Here is a 19,700-nt window from a genome sequence, read left to right on the forward strand (position 1 = left end):
ATACCATAGTTCGATTACCATCGAACTATCGAATCATCCACTCGCTCCCGGAGTTCTCAATGTCCGCTTTGTTCGAACCGTTCAAACTCAAAGACGTCACCCTGCGCAATCGCATCGCCATACCGCCAATGTGCCAATACATGGCGGATGACGGCATCGTCAACGACTGGCACCTCGTGCACCTGGCCAGTATGGCGCGTGGCGGCGCCGGTTTGCTGGTGGTTGAAGCCACTGCCGTTGCGCCTGAAGGGCGTATCACCCCCGGTTGCGCCGGTCTCTGGAGCGACGCCCACGCCGAGGCCTTCGTGCCCATGGTCAACGCCATCAAGGCCGCCGGCTCGGTGCCAGGCATCCAGATCGGCCATGCCGGTCGCAAGGCCAGCGCCAACCGCCCGTGGGAAGGGGACGACCATATGCCTGCCTCCGATGCGCGCAGCTGGGAAACCATCGCACCGTCGGCCATCGCCTTTGGTGCCAACCTGCCGCAAGTGCCACGCGCCATGACCCTGGACGACATCGCCCGTGTGCGCCAGGACTTCGTCGATGCTGCCCGCCGTGCCCGTGACGCCGGCTTTGAGTGGATCGAACTGCACTTCGCCCACGGTTACCTGGGCCAGAGCTTCTTCTCCGAGCATTCCAACCAGCGCACCGACGCCTACGGTGGCAGCTTCGACAACCGCAGCCGTTTCCTCCTGGAAACCCTGGCCGCCGTGCGCGAAGTCTGGCCGGAGAACCTGCCGCTGACCGCGCGTTTTGGCGTGATCGAATACGACGGCCGTGACGAGCAGACCCTCACCGAATCCATCGAACTGGCCCGCAACTTCAAAGCCGGTGGCCTGGACCTGCTGAGCGTCAGCGTCGGTTTTACCATTCCCGACACCAATATCCCGTGGGGCCCGGCTTTCATGGGCCCGATCGCTGAACGTGTACGTCGTGAAGCCGGTATCCCGGTGACGTCGGCCTGGGGCTTTGGCACACCGCAACTGGCAGAAGGCGCATTGCAGGCCGGGCATCTGGACCTGGTCTCGGTCGGTCGTGCGCACCTGGCTGACCCGCATTGGGCGTACTTTGCGGCCAAGGAACTGGGCGTGGAGAAATCCTCCTGGACCTTGCCTGCGCCTTACGCCCATTGGCTGGAGCGCTATCGCTGATCGGATCCTGACGTCGTATAGCAATCCAACTGTGGGAGGGGGCTTGCTCCCGATAGCAGTGTGGCAGTCACAACATCGGTGTCTGGCACACTGCTATCGGGCGCAAGCCCCCTTCCACATTGAGTTCGCATCAAACTTGCTGCTTATCGATACAAAGTTGTTACCTGAAAAATAGTGAATGAGAATAGATGTCAAACGCGAATGGATTGGTATACCATCCCCGCGAATTTTTGGCAGGTTTGCCGCCCCTTCTGGCTCATTCACTAGGTTCAACATCCATGCGTCGTACCTTGATTTCCCTCTGTGTGCTTCAGGCGTTTTCGCCTTTAACTTGGGCTGAGGTTGTCCCTGCCGACAAAGCCAGTCTTGAGCTGCAAGCCACCAATGTCACGGGCGAGGCGGACTACGAGACGGCTCAAGGGCCGGTCAAGGGCTACCACGCCACACGTTCAGCCAGTGCGACGCGCACCGACACCTCCATTCATGAAACCCCGCAGTCCATCACCGTGGTGTCCAAGGCCGTGGTCGACGACATCGGCGCCACTCGCCTGCAGGACGCGCTGGATTACGCCGGCGGTGTCGGGCGTGCGAACAACTTTGGCGGGCAGGGGTTGACCACGTTCACCGTGCGCGGCTTTACCACCGGCGAGTTCTACCGCAACGGTTTCCCGATCAACCGCGGTTACCCGAACATGCCGGACGCCAACACCATCGAGCGCCTGGAAGTGCTGCGCGGCCCGGCGACCATGCTCTACGGCCGTGGTGATCCGGGCGGCACCTTCAACGTGGTGTCCAAGCAACCGCTGGCCGAACCCACCGTCACCCTCGGCAGCCAGTTGGATGACCAGGGCATGCAGCGCGCCACGCTTGACGCATCGGGCCCACTGGACGAGCAAGGTCGCCTGGCCTATCGCCTGAACGTGGTGGGTGAGGGCGGCGATACCTTCCGTGATCATGTCGAAACCGAGCGCTACGGCGTGACCCCGGTCATCACCTGGCAAGCCACCGACGACACCAAGGTGATTTTCGAAGGCGATTTCATGCGTAACAACCACCCGTTGGACCGTGGCTTGACGCGGTACCCGAACCAAAAAGGTACGCCTTCGCGCGACACCTTCTGGGGGGATAAAGATGTCGGTAAATTGCACAACGACAACAACATGGCTCAGTTGCGTTTCGAACATATGCTCAACGACAACTGGACCCTGGGCGGCGGTATGCAATGGTTGGATGGCACGCTGCAAGGCAACGCGATTGAGGCCAATGGTACGACCAGCCTTAACGCTGACGGCCGCACGCTGCAACGCAACTTCAATTACCGCAAGCTGGAGTGGACCGACAAGGACTACCAGCTCAACTTGACCGGGCACTTCTCTACCGGCGGTTTTGATCACACGTTGCTGACCGGTATCGAGTACGAGGACTACGACTACAAGTCGATCATCCAACGTTCCAGCGCTGCCGTGGGTACTTACCCGATTGATATCTTCGACCCGGTCTACGGCCAGGCGCGTCCACCGTTGACCCGCACGCCGACACATGACAAAGAAAACCTCAAAACCTACGCGGCGTTTGTCCAAGACCAAGTGGCCCTGACCGAGCGTTTGAAAGTGTTGGCCGGTGCGCGTTTCGAACGGTTTGAGCACGATTACGAGAGTTACGTGCCAGGCACTAAAAGCTGGCAAGCCGCTGATAACGCCGTCACCCCACGCGTCGGTGTGATCTACGACCTCACCGACACCGTCGCGGTGTACGCCGACGCCGCGCGCTCGTTCAAGCCCAACACCGGCGCCAGCCGCCAGGGCGGCGGTTTTGCGCCGGAAAAAGGCAAATCCTACGAGATGGGCGTCAAGTGGGAAGCCCTGGATCGCCAGTTGAGCGTCGACGCTGCGATCTACCAGATCGAGAAGAAAAACGTGCTCACCACCGACCCCCAGGACTCGACCTTCAGCGTCGCCGCCGGCCAAGTGCGCAGCCGAGGTTTCGACCTGAATGTGACGGGCAATATCACCCCCGAGTGGCGCGTGATCGGCGGCTATGCCTATGTGGACGCCGAAGTCACCAAGGACAACACCCTGCGCACCGGCACCCGTTTGCTGAACATCCCGCGCAACAGCTTCAGCTTGCTTAACGTCTACGAATTCCAGGACGGCGCCCTCAAAGGCCTGGGGCTGGGGGCGGGCGGCAAATACGTGGATGAGCGCGCCGGGCAGACGTCCAACACCGCGTTCTCGATGGATGCCTACACCGTGGTGGACTTGCTCAGCTACTACAAGGTCAACGACAAAGTGCGCCTGAACCTCGACGTGAAGAACCTGTTCAACCGCGAGTATGAAGAAGGCGCGTTCGGCAACGTCTACGCCTACCCAGGCGAGCCGCGCACCGTGCAGATCGGAATCGCCTACACGCTATGACGGCGTACACCGCTTCAATGTGGGAGGGGGCTTGCTCCCGATAGCGGTGGATCAGTCAACGCAATATTGACCGGTCTACTGCCATCGGGAGCAAGCCCCCTCCCACATGGGGTCCTGGGTATGCCTTGGAGTCAGAGCGGCGTGAGCACGTTCATCACCGTATCCAACGCCACTCGCGTGTCATCCAGCTGCACCAGCGACGCATGCCGTGCCCCGAGGGCGTCACGGTTCTGGATCGCGGTGAGGATCGCCTTGTGCCGGGGCAGGCTCAGGCCCTGGATATCCGGGCGGCGGTTGGTGATGTTGATCGACTCGCGCAACGGCAACGACAGCATGTTGCACATATAAGCGAGCAGGTCGTTGCGGGTGGCATCGGCAATCGCGCGGTGAAAATCCAGGTCGGCCTGCAACAGGTCTTCGTGGGTCTTCGCGGTTTCCATGCCCCGGTAGGCCTGTTCAATGGTTGCGATGTCTTCATCGGTGGCGGTAGTCGCGGCCATGGCGGCGATTTCCGGTTCGAGGATGCGCCGCACACCCGCCAAGGTATTGAAGAACTCACTGTGGGGCGTGGACTGCATCAACCAGGACAACACGTCCGGGTCGAGCAGGTGCCATTTCAACCGGGGCCGCACCACCGCGCCCACCCGAGGCTTGGAATACACCAGGCCCTTGGCGCTGAGCACCCGCGTGGCTTCACGCAGCACCGAACGGCTGACATTGTACTCCTCGCAGAGCGTGGCCTCCATGGGCAGCCGCTCTTCAGGCTTGAAGCGACCGGAAACGATGTGCATGCCCAAGTCCTGAACGATCTGGGCATGCTGGCTCTTGCGCGGCTTGGACGGCTGTTGATCCATAACGACAGGGAGGCTCTGACTTAAATTCGCGGCATCATAGCATCCCAATTAGTGGGAATGCCGGGGGACTTCGGCCCCACGGCACCCTACCAGGAAGTCAAAGTCACAGCCCTGGTCGGCCTGCAGCACATGGTCGATATACAGCTGGCGATAGCCGCCGACGATCAGGTTTTGTGGCGGTTTCAGGTCGGCCATGCGCGCCGCCAGCTCTGCGTCGGGGATGTCCAGATGCAGGCGGCCGTTGGCGCAGTCCAGTTCGATCCAATCACCTTCCTTCACCGTGGCCAACGGCCCGCCGGCAGCGGCTTCGGGCGCCACGTGCAACACCACCGTGCCGTAGGCGGTGCCGCTCATGCGCGCATCGGAAATCCGCACCATATCCGTTACGCCCTGGGCCAGCAGCTTGGCCGGCAAGCCCATGTTGCCGACTTCGGCCATGCCTGGGTAACCCTTGGGCCCGCAGTTTTTCATCACCAGGATCGAGTTGGCGTCCACGTCCAGCTCCGGGTCGTTGATGCGCGCCTTGTACATGTCGAAATTCTCGAACACCACCGCACGGCCACGATGCTGCATCAGCTCCGCGCTGGCGGCGGACGGCTTGAGCACCGCGCCCAACGGGGCGAGGTTACCGCGCAACACGCAGATGCCGCCGTCGGCGCGGATCGGGTTGTCGAGGGTGCGGATCACTTCGTCCTGGCCGTAGATCGGCGAGTCCTTGGTGTTCTCACCCAACGATTTGCCGTTGACGGTCAGGGCATTCGGGTGCGGGATCAGGTTGGCCTCACCGAGGCGACGCAGCACGGCGGGCAGGCCGCCGGCATAGTAGAACTCTTCCATGAGGAAACGCCCTGACGGTTGCAGGTCGACGATGGTCGGCATGCCACGGCCGATGCGGGTCCAGTCGTCCAGGTCCAGTTCGACGCCGATGCGCCCGGCGATGGCTTTCAAGTGAATCACGGCGTTGGTCGAGCCGCCGATGGCCGCATTCACGCGGATCGCGTTTTCAAACGCTTCTTTGGTGAGGATCTTCGACAGTTTCAAGTCTTCGCGCACCATCTCTACCGCACGCATGCCGGACATATGCGCCAGCACATAACGCCGTGCATCCACCGCCGGGATCGCCGCGTTGTGGGGCAGGGAGGTGCCCAATGCCTCGGCCATGCAGGCCATGGTCGACGCGGTGCCCATGGTGTTGCAGGTGCCCGCCGAACGCGACATGCCGCCCTCGGCCGCGAGGAAGTCGTCCAGGGTGATGGTGCCGGCCTTGACCTGTTCACTTAATTGCCACACCACGGTGCCGGAACCGATGTCCTGGCCCTTGTGCTTGCCGTTGAGCATCGGCCCACCGGTCACGACGATGGCCGGTACGTCGCAACTGGCGGCGCCCATCAGCAGGGCGGGGGTGGTCTTGTCGCAGCCGGTCAGCAGCACCACACCGTCAATCGGGTTGCCGCGAATGGCTTCTTCCACGTCCATGCTCGCCAGGTTGCGCGTGAGCATCGCAGTGGGCCGCAGGTTGGATTCGCCGTTGGAGAACACCGGGAACTCCACCGGGAAGCCGCCGGCCTCGATCACGCCACGCTTGACGTGCTCGGCGATCTGGCGGAAATGCGCGTTGCACGGGGTCAGCTCCGACCAGGTGTTGCAGATGCCGATGATCGGCTTGCCATGGAACTGATGGTCGGCAATGCCCTGGTTCTTCATCCAGCTGCGGTACATGAAACCGTTTTTGTCGGCGGTACCAAACCACTGGGCGGAGCGTAGGCCGGGCTTTTTATCAGACATGATCGATTCTCTTATTGTATGACTATATGTTCTATGCGTGCTTAAACATAAGCGCAAAATCGATGCTTTGGAAGAGTTGTTTTGCAAATAGTCCTACTATATAGTCGGTCTCAACTGAGGTATGACCCTGGCGGATTTTCGCGAGAGGCGTCCCCCGAGCTTCTATAAAAACAACAATCGGAGATCGACCCCCATGAGCCAGGAACTGCGGCTTATTCGGCGCATCACGCTGAAACTGATTCCCTTCCTGATCCTGCTGTACCTGATCGCCTACGTGGACCGCTCCGCCGTGGGCTTCGCCAAATTGCACATGGGCGCTGACGTGGGTATCGGTGACGCCGCCTACGGCCTGGGCGCGGGGTTGTTCTTCATTGGCTACTTCCTGTTCGAGATCCCCAGCAACCTGATGCTCGACCGCTTCGGCGCGCGGCGCTGGTTTGCGCGGATCATGATCACCTGGGGCGCCATCACCATCGGCATGGCGTTTGTGCAAGGGCCGCACAGCTTCTACGTGATGCGCTTTCTGCTCGGCGCGGCGGAGGCGGGGTTCTTTCCGGGCGTCCTGTACTACATCACCCAGTGGTTCCCGGTGCGTCATCGCGGCAAGATCCTCGGGCTGTTCATCCTGTCGCAACCCATCGCGATGATGATCACCGGCCCGGTGTCCGGCGGTTTGCTGGGCATGGACGGCATCCTTGGCCTGCACGGCTGGCAGTGGCTGTTCATCGTCATCGGCACCCCGGCGATCCTGCTGACCTGGCCGGTGCTGCGCTACTTGCCGGACGGCCCCAAGCAGGTCAACTGGATGAGCGATGACGAAAAGGCTTGGCTCACCGGCGAACTGGCTAAAGACCTGCAAGCCTACGGCCAGACCCGTCACGGCAACCCGCTGCATGCCCTCAAAGACAAGCGCGTGCTGCTGTTGGCGCTGTTCTACCTGCCGGTGACCCTGAGCATCTACGGCCTGGGCCTGTGGCTGCCGACCCTGATCAAGCAATTCGGCGGCAGCGACCTCACCACCGGCTTTATCTCGGCCGTGCCCTATATCTTCGGCATCATCGGCCTGCTGATCATCCCGCGCAGTTCCGACCGATTGAATGACCGCTACGGCCACCTCGCCGTGCTCTATGTGCTCGGTGCCATCGGCCTGTTCTTCAGTGCCTGGCTGAGTGTGCCGGTGCTGCAAATGGCGGCGCTGTGCCTGGCGGCGTTCGCGATGTTTTCCTGCACGGCGGTGTTCTGGACCCTGCCGGGGCGCTTCTTTGCCGGCGCCAGTGCGGCGGCGGGCATTGCCTTGATCAACTCGGTGGGCAACCTCGGCGGCTACATTGGCCCGTTCGTGATCGGCGCGCTCAAGGAATACACCGGCAACCTGGCTTCGGGCTTGTACTTCCTGTCCGGGGTGATGGTGTTCGGGCTGCTGCTGACCTTCGTGGTCTACCGTGTGCTTGAGCGCAAGCACGTATTGCCTGCCGACCAGTTCGCCGCCAGCGCCCGTGGCGCCACACGTACTTAATCTGGGAGAAGTTTCATGCGTTTAGTTCAGTTCGAATTGCACAACGGTGAGCGCCGCGTCGGCGTGGTGGAAGGCAGCACATTGCGTGAAGTGAACACGGCGCGCAGCGTACGCGAACTGGCCCTGGCCGCCATCGAGGCAGGTATCAAGTTGCAGCAGCAGGTCGAGACCCTCGGCCTGGGCGACAGCCATGACTACGCCGCACTGCTGGCCGACCTGAGAGTCCTGCCGCCGCTGGATCACCCGGACCCGGCCCATATGCTGATCAGCGGCACCGGCCTGACTCACCTGGGCAGTGCCTCGGCACGCGACAAAATGCACCAGGCCGGTGACGACACCGCACTGACCGACACCATGCGCATCTTCAAATGGGGCGTCGAGGGCGGCAAGCCCGCAGCCGGCCAAGCCGGTGTGCAGCCGGAGTGGTTCTACAAGGGCGATGGCAGTATCGTCGTGCGCCCTGGCGAAGCCTTCCCGGTGCCGCCATTTGCCGAAGACGCCGGTGAAGAACCGGAAATTGGCGGCCTTTACGTCATCGGCCCGGACAGCAAGCCCTATCGCCTCGGCTTTGCGGTAGGCAACGAGTTCTCCGACCACATCATGGAGCGCAAGAACTACCTGTACCTGGCCCACTCCAAACTGCGCAGCTGCAGCTACGGTCCCGAGCTGCGCGTGGGCGAATTGCCCCAACACCTGGCCGGCACCAGCCGTATCCTGCGTAACGGCGAGGAAATCTGGCGGAACGAATTCCTCAGTGGCGAGGCCAATATGTGCCACAGCCTGGAAAACCTCGAATACCACCACTTCAAATACCGTCAGTTCCTCAAGCCCGGCGATGTGCATATTCATTTCTTCGGCACCGCCACGCTGTCATTCGCCGACGGTATACGTACCCAACCGGGCGATGTGTTCGAGATCAGCCAAGCCGAGTTCGGCGCGCCGCTGGTCAACCGTGTCGGCAGTGCCGATGCGGCCTTTGAACCCGGTAACGTCATCACCCTTTAAAGGAGACCCCCATGACCCAGTTCCTCGGCCACAACTACATCGGCGGCCAGCGCAGCGCCAACGGCAGCGTCAAGCTGCAAAGCGTCGACGCAGCCACCGGCGAAGCCTTGCCCCAGGACTTCTACCAGGCCACCCCGCAGGAAGTCGACGCCGCCGCCAAGGCCGCCGCGCAGGCCTATCCCGCGTACCGCGCCTTGAGTGCGGCGCGTCGCGCGCAGTTTCTGGACGCGATCGCAGACGAACTGGATGCCCTGAGCGATAACTTCATTGAATTGGTCTGCCGCGAAACCGCATTGCCGGCCGCGCGTATCAAGGGCGAGCGCGGGCGTACCAGTGGCCAGATGCGCCTGTTTGCCACCGTGTTGCGTCGCGGTGATTTCTACGGCGCGCGCATCGACAAAGCGTTGCCCGATCGCCAACCGCTGCCACGTCCGGACCTGCGCCAATACCGCATCGGCCTGGGCCCGGTCGCGGTGTTTGGCGCGAGCAATTTCCCCCTGGCGTTTTCTACGGCGGGCGGCGACACCGCCGCAGCGCTGGCCGCAGGTTGCCCGGTCGTGTTCAAGGCTCACAGCGGCCACATGGCCACGGCGGAACAGGTCGCCAATGCGATCATCCGTGCCGCCGAGGCCACCGAGATGCCGGCCGGCGTATTCAATATGATCTTCGGCGGTGGCGTCGGTGAAGCGCTGGTCAAGCACCCGGCGATCCAGGCGGTCGGCTTTACCGGTTCGCTCAAGGGCGGTCGTGCGTTGTGCGATATGGCCGCGGCGCGCCCGCAACCGATCCCGGTGTTTGCCGAGATGTCGAGCATCAACCCGGTGATCGTATTGCCCCAGGCGTTGCAGGCCAGGGCCGACACCGTTGCCCGCGACCTCACCGCCTCGGTGGTGCAAGGCTGTGGCCAGTTCTGCACCAACCCTGGCTTGGTGATCGGGATTGCTTCGCCAGCCTTCACCGCGTTCACCCAACAGGTGGCGCAACTGATCGGCGAGCAACCGGCGCAAACCATGCTCAATGCCGGCACCCTGAGCAGCTACGGCAAAGGCCTGGAAAAACTCCTGGCGCACCCCGGCATCCAGCACCTGGCGGGCAATGCCCAGGCAGGCAACCAGGCGCAGCCGCAGCTGTTCAAGGCGAATGTGGGCTTGTTGATCGACGGCGATGACGTGCTGCAGGAAGAAGTTTTCGGCCCCACCACCGTGTTTGTCGAAGTGGCTGACCAGGCGCAACTCAGCGCTGCCTTGCATGGCCTGCACGGCCAACTCACCGCCACGATCATTGGCGAGCCGGGCGACTTTCAGCAGTTCGCCGAACTCACGCCACTGCTCGAACAGAAAGTCGGGCGCATCCTGCTCAACGGTTACCCGACCGGTGTGGAAGTCTGCGATTCGATGGTTCACGGCGGGCCGTACCCGGCGACGTCGGATGCCCGTGGCACTTCGGTGGGCACCCTGGCCATCGACCGTTTCCTGCGCCCGGTGTGCTTCCAGAACTACCCGGACAGCCTGCTGCCCGACGCGTTGAAAAACGCTAACCCGTTGCGGATCCAGCGGCTGGTGGATGGCACGCCATCGCGCGATTCGTTGTAAAAAACCAGGAGGCGTCATGTCGTGTACCGCCGTCACCGCGCACCGCGCGCAACTGGGGGAGGGCCCGTTCTGGGACGTGCCCACCCAGGCCCTGTATTGGGTCAACATTGCCGGCAAACAGGCGCTGCGCCTGATGGGCGGGCAGTTGCAGATCTGGCAGTTGCCCGAGCATGTCTCGGCCTTTATCCCGTGTGAAAGCGGCGATGCGTTAGTGACCTTGAGCAGCGGCGTGTACCGGTTGGACCTGGCCACCGAGGCCCTGACCTTGCTGTGCGTGGCCGACCCGCATACGGGCAACCGTGGCAATGAAGCGCGCTGCGATGCCCAGGGCCGGCTGTGGCTGGGCACCATGCAGAACAACATCGGCGAACACGGTGAAGACGTGCCGATCACCCGACGTTCCGGCGGCCTGTTTCGCATCGATGCCGATGCACAGGTGACGCCGTTGCTGAGCGGGCTGGGCATTCCCAACACCTTGCTGTGGAGTGATGACGGCTGCCAGGTGCATTTCGGCGACAGCCTGGATGGCACGCTGTACCGGCATGCGATCCACGCGGACGGCCAGCTCGGTCCGGCGCAAACGTGGTTTGGTCCACACGAGCGCGGCGGGCCGGACGGCTCGGCGATGGATGTTGAAGGCTACCTCTGGAACGCGCGCTGGGACGGCAGTTGCCTGCTGCGCCTCACGCCCGCAGGAGAGGTGGACCGCATCATCGAACTGCCCGTCAGCCGTCCCACCAGTTGCGTATTCGGTGGCCCCAACCTCACCACCCTGTATATCACCAGCGCTGCCAGCCCATTGGATCACCCCCTGGATGGTGCGGTATTGGCCATCGAGGTCGACGTGCCAGGCAAACCCTGTCACCGCTTTGCCGGATAACCCTAATGGGAGTGGGTTCCTTGCCAGCCCGCTTCTAGAGTTCTACCTAAAAACAACAACAAGGAGTCACCCGTATGAATCGTCGTCGTGGTATCCGTTCCCTGTGCTGCGCCGCTGTGGCGGTCTCGGCCATGAGCCTGAGCGGGCTGTTGCTGGCCGCTGAAGAAGTGAAGATCGGTTTTCTGGTCAAGCAGGCTGAAGAGCCGTGGTTCCAGACCGAGTGGGCGTTTGCCGAAAAAGCCGGCAAGGAACATGGCTTCACTGTGATCAAGATCGCCGTGCCCGATGGCGAGAAAACCCTCTCGGCCATCGACAGCCTGGCGGCCAACGGCGCCAAGGGTTTTGTGATCTGCCCGCCGGACGTGTCCCTCGGCCCGGCCATCGTCGCCAAGGCCAAAGCCAATGGGCTGAAAGTCATCGCCGTGGACGACCGCTTCGTCGACGCCAAGGGCGCCTTCATGGAAGACGTGCCGTACCTGGGCATGGCCGCCTTCGAAGTGGGCCAGAAGCAGGGCGCGGCCATGGCGGCTGAAGCGAAAAAACGTGGCTGGGACTGGAAAGACACCTACGCCGTGATCAACACCTTCAACGAACTCGACACCGGCAAGAAACGCACCGACGGCTCGGTCAAGTCCCTGGAGGAAGCCGGCATTCCCAAGGATCACATCCTGTTCACCGCCGCCAAGACCCTGGATGTACCGGGCAGCATGGACGCCACCAACTCGGCCCTGGTCAAGCTGCCCAGCGGCGCGAAAAACCTGATCATCGGCGGCATGAACGACAACACCGTACTCGGCGGCGTGCGCGCCACCGAAAGCGCCGGCTTCAAAGCCGCCAACGTGATCGGTATCGGCATCAATGGCACCGATGCCATCGGCGAACTGAAGAAACCCAACAGCGGCTTCTTCGGCTCCATGCTGCCTAGCCCACATATCGAGGGCTACAACACGGCGCTGATGATGTACGAGTGGGTCACCAAAGGCACCGAGCCACCGAAGTACACCGCCATGGACGAAGTGACCCTGATCACCCGCGAGAACTTCAAGGAAGAACTGACCAAGATCGGGTTGTGGAACTGAGTGTTTGGCATGGCGGCCCCCACAACGGGGCCGCCGGTTTGGTGTGACGAGGTGGTTATGCACGCGCAATTACAGACACACAACGCTGCTGCCCAGTTGAGCTTCAACGGCATCGGCAAAACCTTTCCTGGGGTCAAGGCGCTGGATGGCATCAGCTTCACCGCCTACCCAGGGCAAGTGCACGCCTTGATGGGCGAAAACGGCGCGGGCAAGTCGACGCTGCTGAAAATCCTCGGCGGTGCTTATATCCCCAGCAGTGGCACGCTGCAGATCGGCGAGCAGACCATGGCCTTCAAAAACGCCGCCGACAGCATTGCCAGCGGCGTGGCGGTGATCCACCAGGAACTGCACCTGGTGCCGGAAATGACCGTGGCCGAGAACCTGTTCCTCGGGCATTTGCCGTCGCGTTTCGGTGTGGTCAATCGCAGCCTGTTGCGCCAGCAGGCACTGGCCTGCCTTAAAGGCCTGGCCGATGAAATCGACCCGCAGGAAAAGCTCGGCCGCCTGTCCCTGGGCCAGCGCCAACTGGTGGAAATTGCCAAGGCGCTGTCCCGTGGTGCCCATGTGATTGCCTTTGACGAACCCACCAGCAGCCTCTCGGCGCGCGAGATCGACCGCTTGATGGCGATCATCACGCGCCTGCGCGACGAGGGCAAAGTGGTGCTCTACGTGTCCCACCGCATGGAAGAGGTGTTCCGCATCTGCAACGCCGTGACGGTGTTCAAGGACGGCCGCTACGTGCGCACCTTCGATGACATGAGTGCGCTGACCCACGACCAGTTGGTCACCTGCATGGTCGGCCGCGATATCCAGGACATCTACGACTACCGTCCGCGTGAACAGGGCGAAGTGGCGCTCAAGGTCGACGGTTTGCTCGGCCCAGGCCTGCGTGAGCCGATCAGTTTCAATGTGCGCAAAGGCGAGATCCTCGGCCTGTTCGGGCTGGTGGGCGCCGGACGTACCGAGTTGTTCCGCCTGCTCAGCGGCCTGGAACGTGCCAGCGCCGGTCAACTGGAACTCTGCGGGCAAGCCTTGCAACTGCGCTCACCGCGCGATGCCATCGCCGCCGGTGTGTTGCTGTGCCCGGAAGACCGCAAGAAGGAGGGCATCATCCCGCTGTCCAGCGTGGCGGAGAACATCAATATCAGCGCGCGCGGCGCCCATTCGGCGTTTGGCTGGCTGTTGCGCGACGGCTGGGAAAAACGCAACGCCGACCAGCAGATCCAGGCGATGAAAGTCAAAACGCCGAATGCGGCGCAGAAAATCATGTACCTGTCCGGCGGCAATCAGCAGAAGGCGATCCTGGGACGCTGGCTGTCGATGCCGATGAAAGTCCTGCTGCTGGACGAACCCACGCGTGGCATCGATATCGGCGCCAAGGCCGAGATCTACCAGATCATCCATAACCTCGCGGCCCAAGGCATTGCGGTCATCGTAGTGTCCAGCGACCTGATGGAAGTGATGGGTATCTCCGACCGCATCCTGGTGCTGTGCGAAGGCGCGATGCGCGGCGAACAAACCCGCGAACACGCCACTGAATCCAACCTGCTGCAGCTGGCTTTGCCGCGTAGCCTGGCGAACTGAGAGACGATCATGACAATCCAAAACAATGCGCTGCCGACCGTGCGCAAACCCCTGGACGTGCGTGCACTGCTGGACAACTGGGCCATGCTGCTGGCGGCGGTGAGCATCTTTTTGCTCTGCGCCTTGCTCATCGACAACTTCCTCTCCCCGCTGAACATGCGCGGGCTGGGCCTGGCGATTTCCACCGTGGGCATTGCCGCCTGCACCATGCTGTTCTGCCTGGCGTCGGGGCACTTCGACTTGTCGGTGGGCTCGGTGATTGCCTGCGCCGGGGTGGTCGCGGCGATTGTGATGCGCGATACCGACAGCGTCATGCTGGGCATTGGCGCCGCGCTGCTGATGGGCCTGGTCGTGGGGCTGATCAACGGCATCGTGATCGCCAAGCTGCGGGTCAACGCGTTGATCACCACCTTGGCGACCATGCAGATCGTGCGCGGCCTGGCGTACATCTTTGCCAACGGCAAGGCGGTGGGGGTGTCCCAGGATCAGTTCTTTATCTTCGGCAACGGCCAACTGCTGGGCGTGCCGGTGCCGATCATCATCACGATCCTGTGCTTCATGTTTTTCGGCTGGTTGCTCAACTACACCACCTACGGGCGCAACACCATGGCCATCGGCGGCAACCCGGAAGCGGCGTTGCTCGCGGGGGTGAACGTCGACCGTACCAAGATCCTGATCTTTGCCGTACACGGTGTGATCGGCGCATTGGCCGGGGTGATCCTGGCGTCACGCATGACCTCGGGCCAGCCGATGATCGGGCAGGGTTTTGAACTGACCGTGATCTCGGCCTGCGTGCTGGGCGGGGTATCGTTGAGCGGTGGGGTCGGGATGATCCGTCATGTGATCGCCGGGGTGTTGATTTTGGCGATCATCGAGAATGCGATGAACCTGAAGAACATCGACACCTTCTACCAGTACGTGATCCGTGGCTCGATCCTGCTGCTGGCCGTGGTCATCGACCGCATGAAACAACGCTGAGTCATGCCGTGTGAGGATTAAATGTGGGAGGGGGCTTACCCCCTCCCACATGTTTAGTTTGCGGAGAATTTGAAGACGGTGCTCTGGGTGTAGGTTTGCCCTGGGTTCAGGCGGGTGGAGGCAAATGTCGGTTGGTTAGGCGCATCCGGAAAGTGCTGGGTCTCCAAGGTGAAACCACTCCAGTGCAGGTAGGTCTTCCCAGCCTTGCCCTTCACCGAACCGTCGAGGAAGTTACTGGTATAGAACTGCACCCCTGGCTCGCTGGTGTACAGCTGCAAGCGCCGACCTGACTCAGGATCATGCACCTCGGCGGCCAATTGCTTGACGTCGCCTTTGGTGTCCAGCGCCCAGTTGAAGTCAAACCCGCCTTGTTTCGGCTCGGCAAATTTGAGCTGCGGATGATCCTCCTTGATGTGCTGGCCGATCGGCGTCGGTTTGAGGAAGTCCATCGGCGTGCCCTTGACGGGGGCCAGTTCGCCGGTCGGAATCAAGGTGGCATTCACCGGGGTGTAATGGCTGGCATGCAAGGTGGCGACCTGCTTGAGAATGTCGCCATTCCCCGCGCCGGCGAGGTTGAAGTAGCTGTGGTTGGTGAGGTTGAGCACTGTGGGTTTGTCGGTGGTGGCCTTGTAGTCGATGTGCAGTTCGTTTTTATCGTTGAGGCGATAGGTGACTTCGGTTTTCAGGTTGCCGGGGAAGCCCATTTCACCGTCCTTGGACAGGTAGGTGAGGGTGACGCCGACCGAGTCCTTGGATTTGACGGGCGAGGCCTTCCAAACGTGCTTGTCGAAGCCTTGTGCGCCGCCGTGCAGCGAGTTGGGGCCGTCGTTGAGTGGCACCTGGTAGCGCTTGCCGTCGAGCTCAAAGGCACCGCCCGCGAGGCGATTGCCGAAACGCCCGATGGTCGCACCGAAAAACGCGGTGCCAGCCTGGTAGCCCTGCACGTCGTCGAAGCCGAGTACCACGTCGTCGACCTTGCCGTTTTTATCCGGCACTTTCAGCGACTGCAGCACGCCGCCGTAGGTGATCACCGTGGCTTGCATGCCGTGGCTGTTGCGCAAGATGTACTGTTCGACGGCGGTGCCGTCGTTGGTTTTACCAAACGGTTTGTGTTCGCTGGTGAGCCCTGCGGCCTGGGCGCCGCCACTGGCGATCAGCAAGGACATGGCCAGGCCCGAGAGCAGGTATCGAGGGTGCTTCATGATCGAACTTCCTTTTGTTGTTTTGAGTGGAATAGTTCTACTAATGTGCGATATTTTGTCGATAAGACAGCGAATTTATAGCCTTTAACGCCGTATTTGCAAAATAAAATAAGACTAATTGAGCGAGGCACCTGTTCTATGAGCACTCAACACGCCGTTTACCCCGACCTTGAAGGCAAGACCGTCCTGATTTCCGGAGGCGCCTCGGGCATTGGTGAATTCATGGTGCGCGCCTTCGCTGCGCAAGGCGCCAAAGTCGGGTTTGTGGACCGCGCGCAAAGCCAGGGCGAACGCCTGGCGGCGCTGCTCAGTTCGCGCGGGCACACCGTGGAGTTCGTGAACTGCGACATCACCGATGAAATCGCCTACAAGGCGGCCATCGGGCGTTTCGAACACTCCCTTGGGCCGATCACCGTGCTGGTGAACAACGCCGCCAATGACGTGCGCCACACCCTGGAAGAAGTCGACTCGGAGATGTTCGACCGGCTGATCTCCGTCAACCTCAAGCACGCCTTCCTGGCCGCCAAGGCCGTGGTGCCGATGATGAAAGGCGCGGGCGGCGGGGCGATCATCAACCTCGGCTCGGTCGGCTGGATGATGGCTTCCGCCGGCTACCCGGTGTACGCTGCCAGCAAAGCCGCCGCCCACGGCATGACCCGCGCCCTGGCCCGGGAACTGGGGCCGAGCCGCATCCGTGTGAACACGCTGGTGCCGGGTTGGGTGATGACCGAGAAACAACTGGCGATGTGGGTCGATGATGCCGCCAAGGAACTGATCAGCCGCAGCCAGTGCCTGCCGGGCAGTGTGCTGCCGGAGCACATCGCCAATATGGCGCTGTTTCTCGCCTCTGACGCCTCGGCGATGTGTTCGGCGCAGAACTTTATTGTGGATGGCGGCTGGGTCTGAGCCGGGCTGCACAGGCCGAATGTGGGAGGGGGCTTGCCAGTTAAGAAGCAGCAAGAGCGAAAAGTACCCCGTGGCGAGGGAGCTTGCTCCCGCTGGACTGCGCAGCAGTCCCAGTCTTTTGAAACAAAGAGCTGGGGCCGCTTCGCGACCCAGCGGGAGCAAGCTCCCTCGCCACAGGTACGGTGCTCATCCTTAACTGACTGGCATTAGGGCAAGCCCCCTCCCACATTGGATAGGGGGGGTTATTCGATCGGGTACTTCTTGAAAGCCGGGTGCTGTTCCAGGCGCTCGGCATGGCGCTTGAGGTTGGGAAACGCACCCGCCTTGACCACCGACGCCACGGTGAACTGGCTGAACGTGGGAGAGGGCCTGCCCTAATGCCAGTCAGTTAAGAAGCAGCAAGAGCGAAAAGTACCCCGTGGCGAGGGAGCTTGCTCCCGCTGGACTGCGCAGCAGTCCCAGTCTTTTGAAACAAAGAGCTGGGGCCGCTTCGCGACCCAGCGGGAGCAAGCTCCCTCGCCACAGGTACGGTGCTCATCCTTAACTGACTGGCATTAGGGCAAGCCCCCTCCCACATTGGATAGGGGGTGTTTATTCGATCGGGTACTTCTTGAAAGCCGGGTGCTGTTCGAGGCGCTCGGCATGGCGCTTGAGGTTGGGAAACGCATCCGCCTTGACCACCGACGCCACGGTGAATTGGCTGAACGACCAGGCCACTGCCGCGGTAATCGAGGCCTGGCTCAGTGCTTCACTGTCGCTCAGCTGTTTTTCCAATAACGAATAAGCGGCCAGCAACTGCCCGCTGACGCGGTCGAGCCAGGGCGCATGCAGCTTCTCGGCCGGGCGCAGGTTGTGTTCATAGACGATCTGCACGCTTTTCTCACAGGCCGCCAGGGCCAGCCCGAGTGTTTGCAGGTCGCGGGCACGCGCGGCGGGTTGCGACGGGAGCAGCTTTTTATCCGCCGGGGCCAGGGTTTCCAGGTAGTCCAGGATCAGGCTGGAGTCCATCAGCACCGTGCCATCGTCCAGCACCAGCGTCGGCGCCTTGACCACCGGGTTGATCTGGGAAAACTCGGTGAACGTGCGGAACACCGACAGCGGCTCATGCACAAAATCCACCCCGTATAACTCCAGGGAAATGGCCACGCGGCGTACGTAGGGCGAGTCCAGCATACCGATCAGTTTCATGAAGCCTCCATTGCTCACAAGGTGATGGGCTCAAGAGATTAAGGGCGCGGGGTCGACGGGCGCAATGGCCTCGCGCAGGGACTGATACGCCTCCACCAATTGCTCCAGGCTGAACGCCAGGTTGCGTCCGCTCGGGTTGGGCAACACCCACACCGACGCACCGCCCAGCCGCTGCGGCTGCAACCCCCAGCCGATCTCGCGTTGACCGGACAGCGCGCTGTAGCCGGCCTTGCCGAGAAATGCCACGAAACGCGGTGCGTGGCGGTGGATTTTCTGTTCAAACGCTGCCGCCGCGTCGGTGAATTCATGCCGTGCCAGCTCGCCCGCGCTCGCGGTAGGGCGCTCGACCACGGTGGTCAAGCCGCAGTGATAGTCCAGTAACGTACGGCCGTCCTCCGGGCGGATTTCTTGGGGCGTGAAGCCCGCCCGGTGCAAGGTGCGCCAGAAGCGATTGCTGCGATTGGCAAAGTGCAGGCCCAGGGCGGCGGAGCCCTTGCCGGGGTTGATGCCGCAGAACACCACGTCCAGGCGGTCGGCCAGGATGTCGTCGAGGCGAGCGTTCATGCCGGGCTCCGCAGGGTGTGGCGGCTGGCCCCCGGTGGCTGGCCGGTGATGCGCTTGAATGCACGGCTGAACGCCGCCTGGGAGGTGTAGCCCAGGCGCAGTGCGACGTCTTCGATGGGCAACCGCTCCAGGGTCAGCCATTGGCTGGCCAGGCGCATGCGCAGTTCCGTCACGTAGCGCAAGGGTGGGATACCCAGGGTGGCCTGGAAGCGCTCGGCGAACACCGAACGGGAGGTGTGACAGTGCGCGGCCAGCTCGGCCACGCTCCAAGCGCGGCCGGGTTGCTGGTGCAGGGCGAGCAGGGCACCGGCCAACCGTGCGTCGCGCAGCGCCGCCACCAGCCCCGACGCATTGCCGCAGGCGCATTCCACCCAGCCGCGCACGATCATCGCGGCCACCACATCGGCCAGGCGCGCGAGGATGCCGGAGTAGCCGACGCGAGCGGCGCTGACTTCGCGTTCCATCACCGCCAGGATCGGCATCAGGCCGGGGTAACGCTGGCCCTGGGCGTCGATCAGCATCAAGGCCGGCATCAGGCTGCCGAGCCCCTGGATACTGCCAAGCTCGAACGCCATGCAGGCGCTGAACAGCAAGGTGCTCGGGAGCGTGTCGGGCGATGCATCCACCGCGCAGACGGTCTCGCCTAGCGGCGTGGCGTCAAAGCCCTTGATGTCCTGCACCGGCCCGTCCGCGGTGGATGACAGCGCATGGGCGCCGCCGTGGGAGATGAACACCGCATTGCCCGCCGACAACTCAAACAGGCTGCCGTCGTCGGTACGCAGGGTGGCCGTCCCTGCAGCCAGGAAGTGGAAATAGGCGTGTCCAGGTTTGGCCTCAAAGCCCATGCCGAAGCTCGGCCCGGCCTGGATGCGCCGGTACTGCACCCCGCGCAGGCGCATGCCGCGCAGCAGCTCGTCGATAAGGTCGGAGGACAGGTTGAAGGGGGCCGCTGTCGTCATGTTCGGGGTTTCGGTCAAAAACTCAAGGGTTTGCATCATAGAT

Annotated in this window: 16 protein-coding genes and 1 pseudogene; 10 read left to right on the top strand and 7 right to left on the bottom strand. The window is 62.3% G+C overall.

The window, feature by feature from the left end; translation table 11 throughout:
* Positions 1–59 precede the first annotated feature (59 nt).
* Together K7431_RS22195 and K7431_RS22200 are read left to right on the top strand one after the other, a co-directional pair.
* The gene (locus K7431_RS22195) at positions 60–1,151 is read left to right on the top strand and encodes an NADH:flavin oxidoreductase/NADH oxidase (protein WP_012723589.1); all 1,092 of its coding nucleotides are present in this window, start codon (positions 60–62) and stop codon (positions 1,149–1,151) included.
* Between the two features lie 278 nt (positions 1,152–1,429).
* Positions 1,430–3,565, top strand: a complete 2,136-nt coding sequence (locus K7431_RS22200; protein ID WP_012723590.1) for a TonB-dependent siderophore receptor — start codon at positions 1,430–1,432, stop codon at positions 3,563–3,565.
* A gap of 131 nt (positions 3,566–3,696) precedes the next feature.
* On the opposite strand, the gene K7431_RS22205 is transcribed toward K7431_RS22200, so the two are convergent.
* Both K7431_RS22205 and K7431_RS22210 read right to left on the bottom strand, forming a co-directional pair.
* Positions 3,697–4,419: a FadR/GntR family transcriptional regulator gene (locus K7431_RS22205; protein ID WP_012723591.1), complete on the bottom strand. Its 723-nt coding sequence runs from the start codon at positions 4,417–4,419 to the stop codon at positions 3,697–3,699.
* Positions 4,420–4,467: 48 nt separating this feature from the next.
* Positions 4,468–6,204 carry an IlvD/Edd family dehydratase gene (locus tag K7431_RS22210; protein ID WP_012723592.1) on the bottom strand — a complete coding sequence of 579 codons (1,737 nt, stop codon included), beginning with the start codon at positions 6,202–6,204 and terminating at the stop codon, positions 4,468–4,470.
* A gap of 193 nt (positions 6,205–6,397) precedes the next feature.
* On the opposite strand from K7431_RS22210, the gene K7431_RS22215 reads away from it, so the two are divergent.
* From K7431_RS22215 to araH, 7 genes are all read left to right on the top strand, one after another.
* Positions 6,398–7,720 (top strand): MFS transporter, encoded by a 1,323-nt coding sequence (locus K7431_RS22215; protein ID WP_012723593.1) that lies wholly within the window; start codon positions 6,398–6,400, stop codon positions 7,718–7,720.
* Positions 7,721–7,735: 15 nt separating this feature from the next.
* Complete coding sequence (araD1, locus tag K7431_RS22220) at positions 7,736–8,725, top strand: AraD1 family protein (RefSeq protein ID WP_012723594.1); 990 nt, start codon at positions 7,736–7,738, stop codon at positions 8,723–8,725.
* 11 nt (positions 8,726–8,736) lie between these two features.
* A complete protein-coding gene (locus K7431_RS22225; protein ID WP_012723595.1) occupies positions 8,737–10,317 on the top strand; it encodes an aldehyde dehydrogenase (NADP(+)) in 1,581 nt (526 codons plus the stop codon).
* 16 nt (positions 10,318–10,333) lie between these two features.
* Positions 10,334–11,197 (top strand): SMP-30/gluconolactonase/LRE family protein, encoded by an 864-nt coding sequence (locus tag K7431_RS22230; RefSeq protein WP_012723596.1) that lies wholly within the window; start codon positions 10,334–10,336, stop codon positions 11,195–11,197.
* 74 nt (positions 11,198–11,271) lie between these two features.
* Positions 11,272–12,276 (top strand): substrate-binding domain-containing protein, encoded by a 1,005-nt coding sequence (locus tag K7431_RS22235; RefSeq protein ID WP_012723597.1) that lies wholly within the window; start codon positions 11,272–11,274, stop codon positions 12,274–12,276.
* Between the two features lie 57 nt (positions 12,277–12,333).
* The gene (gene araG, locus K7431_RS22240) at positions 12,334–13,860 is read left to right on the top strand and encodes an L-arabinose ABC transporter ATP-binding protein AraG (RefSeq protein ID WP_012723598.1); all 1,527 of its coding nucleotides are present in this window, start codon (positions 12,334–12,336) and stop codon (positions 13,858–13,860) included.
* A gap of 9 nt (positions 13,861–13,869) precedes the next feature.
* The gene (gene araH, locus K7431_RS22245) at positions 13,870–14,838 is read left to right on the top strand and encodes an L-arabinose ABC transporter permease AraH (RefSeq protein WP_012723599.1); all 969 of its coding nucleotides are present in this window, start codon (positions 13,870–13,872) and stop codon (positions 14,836–14,838) included.
* A gap of 53 nt (positions 14,839–14,891) precedes the next feature.
* Here araH and K7431_RS22250 read toward each other — a convergent pair whose 3' ends face one another.
* Positions 14,892–16,040, bottom strand: coding sequence for an aldose epimerase family protein (locus tag K7431_RS22250; protein ID WP_012723600.1), 1,149 nt, complete (start codon positions 16,038–16,040; stop codon positions 14,892–14,894).
* Positions 16,041–16,178: 138 nt separating this feature from the next.
* Between K7431_RS22250 and K7431_RS22255 the strand changes: the two genes are divergently transcribed.
* Entirely contained in the window at positions 16,179–16,946 is a 768-nt protein-coding gene (locus tag K7431_RS22255) for an SDR family NAD(P)-dependent oxidoreductase (RefSeq protein ID WP_012723601.1), read from the top strand.
* Between the two features lie 242 nt (positions 16,947–17,188).
* On the opposite strand, the pseudogene K7431_RS22260 reads toward K7431_RS22255, so the two are convergent.
* The 4 genes and pseudogenes from K7431_RS22260 to K7431_RS22275 form a co-directional block, all read right to left on the bottom strand.
* Positions 17,189–17,305, bottom strand: a pseudogene (locus tag K7431_RS22260) (glutathione S-transferase); the annotation flags it as partial.
* 232 nt (positions 17,306–17,537) lie between these two features.
* A complete protein-coding gene (locus K7431_RS22265; RefSeq protein ID WP_012723602.1) occupies positions 17,538–18,134 on the bottom strand; it encodes a glutathione S-transferase family protein in 597 nt (198 codons plus the stop codon).
* A 30-nt stretch (positions 18,135–18,164) separates the two neighbouring features.
* Positions 18,165–18,698, bottom strand: coding sequence for a G/U mismatch-specific DNA glycosylase (gene mug / locus K7431_RS22270; protein ID WP_012723603.1), 534 nt, complete (start codon positions 18,696–18,698; stop codon positions 18,165–18,167).
* The gene (locus tag K7431_RS22275; RefSeq protein ID WP_052308707.1) at positions 18,695–19,693 is read right to left on the bottom strand and encodes an AraC family transcriptional regulator; all 999 of its coding nucleotides are present in this window, start codon (positions 19,691–19,693) and stop codon (positions 18,695–18,697) included. The genes mug and K7431_RS22275 overlap by 4 nt, the downstream gene beginning before the upstream one ends.
* Positions 19,694–19,700: the final 7 nt, after the last annotated feature.

The organism is Pseudomonas fluorescens group sp. (assembly GCF_020093335.1).
Classification (GTDB): Bacteria; Pseudomonadota; Gammaproteobacteria; order Pseudomonadales; family Pseudomonadaceae; genus Aquipseudomonas; species Aquipseudomonas petroselini.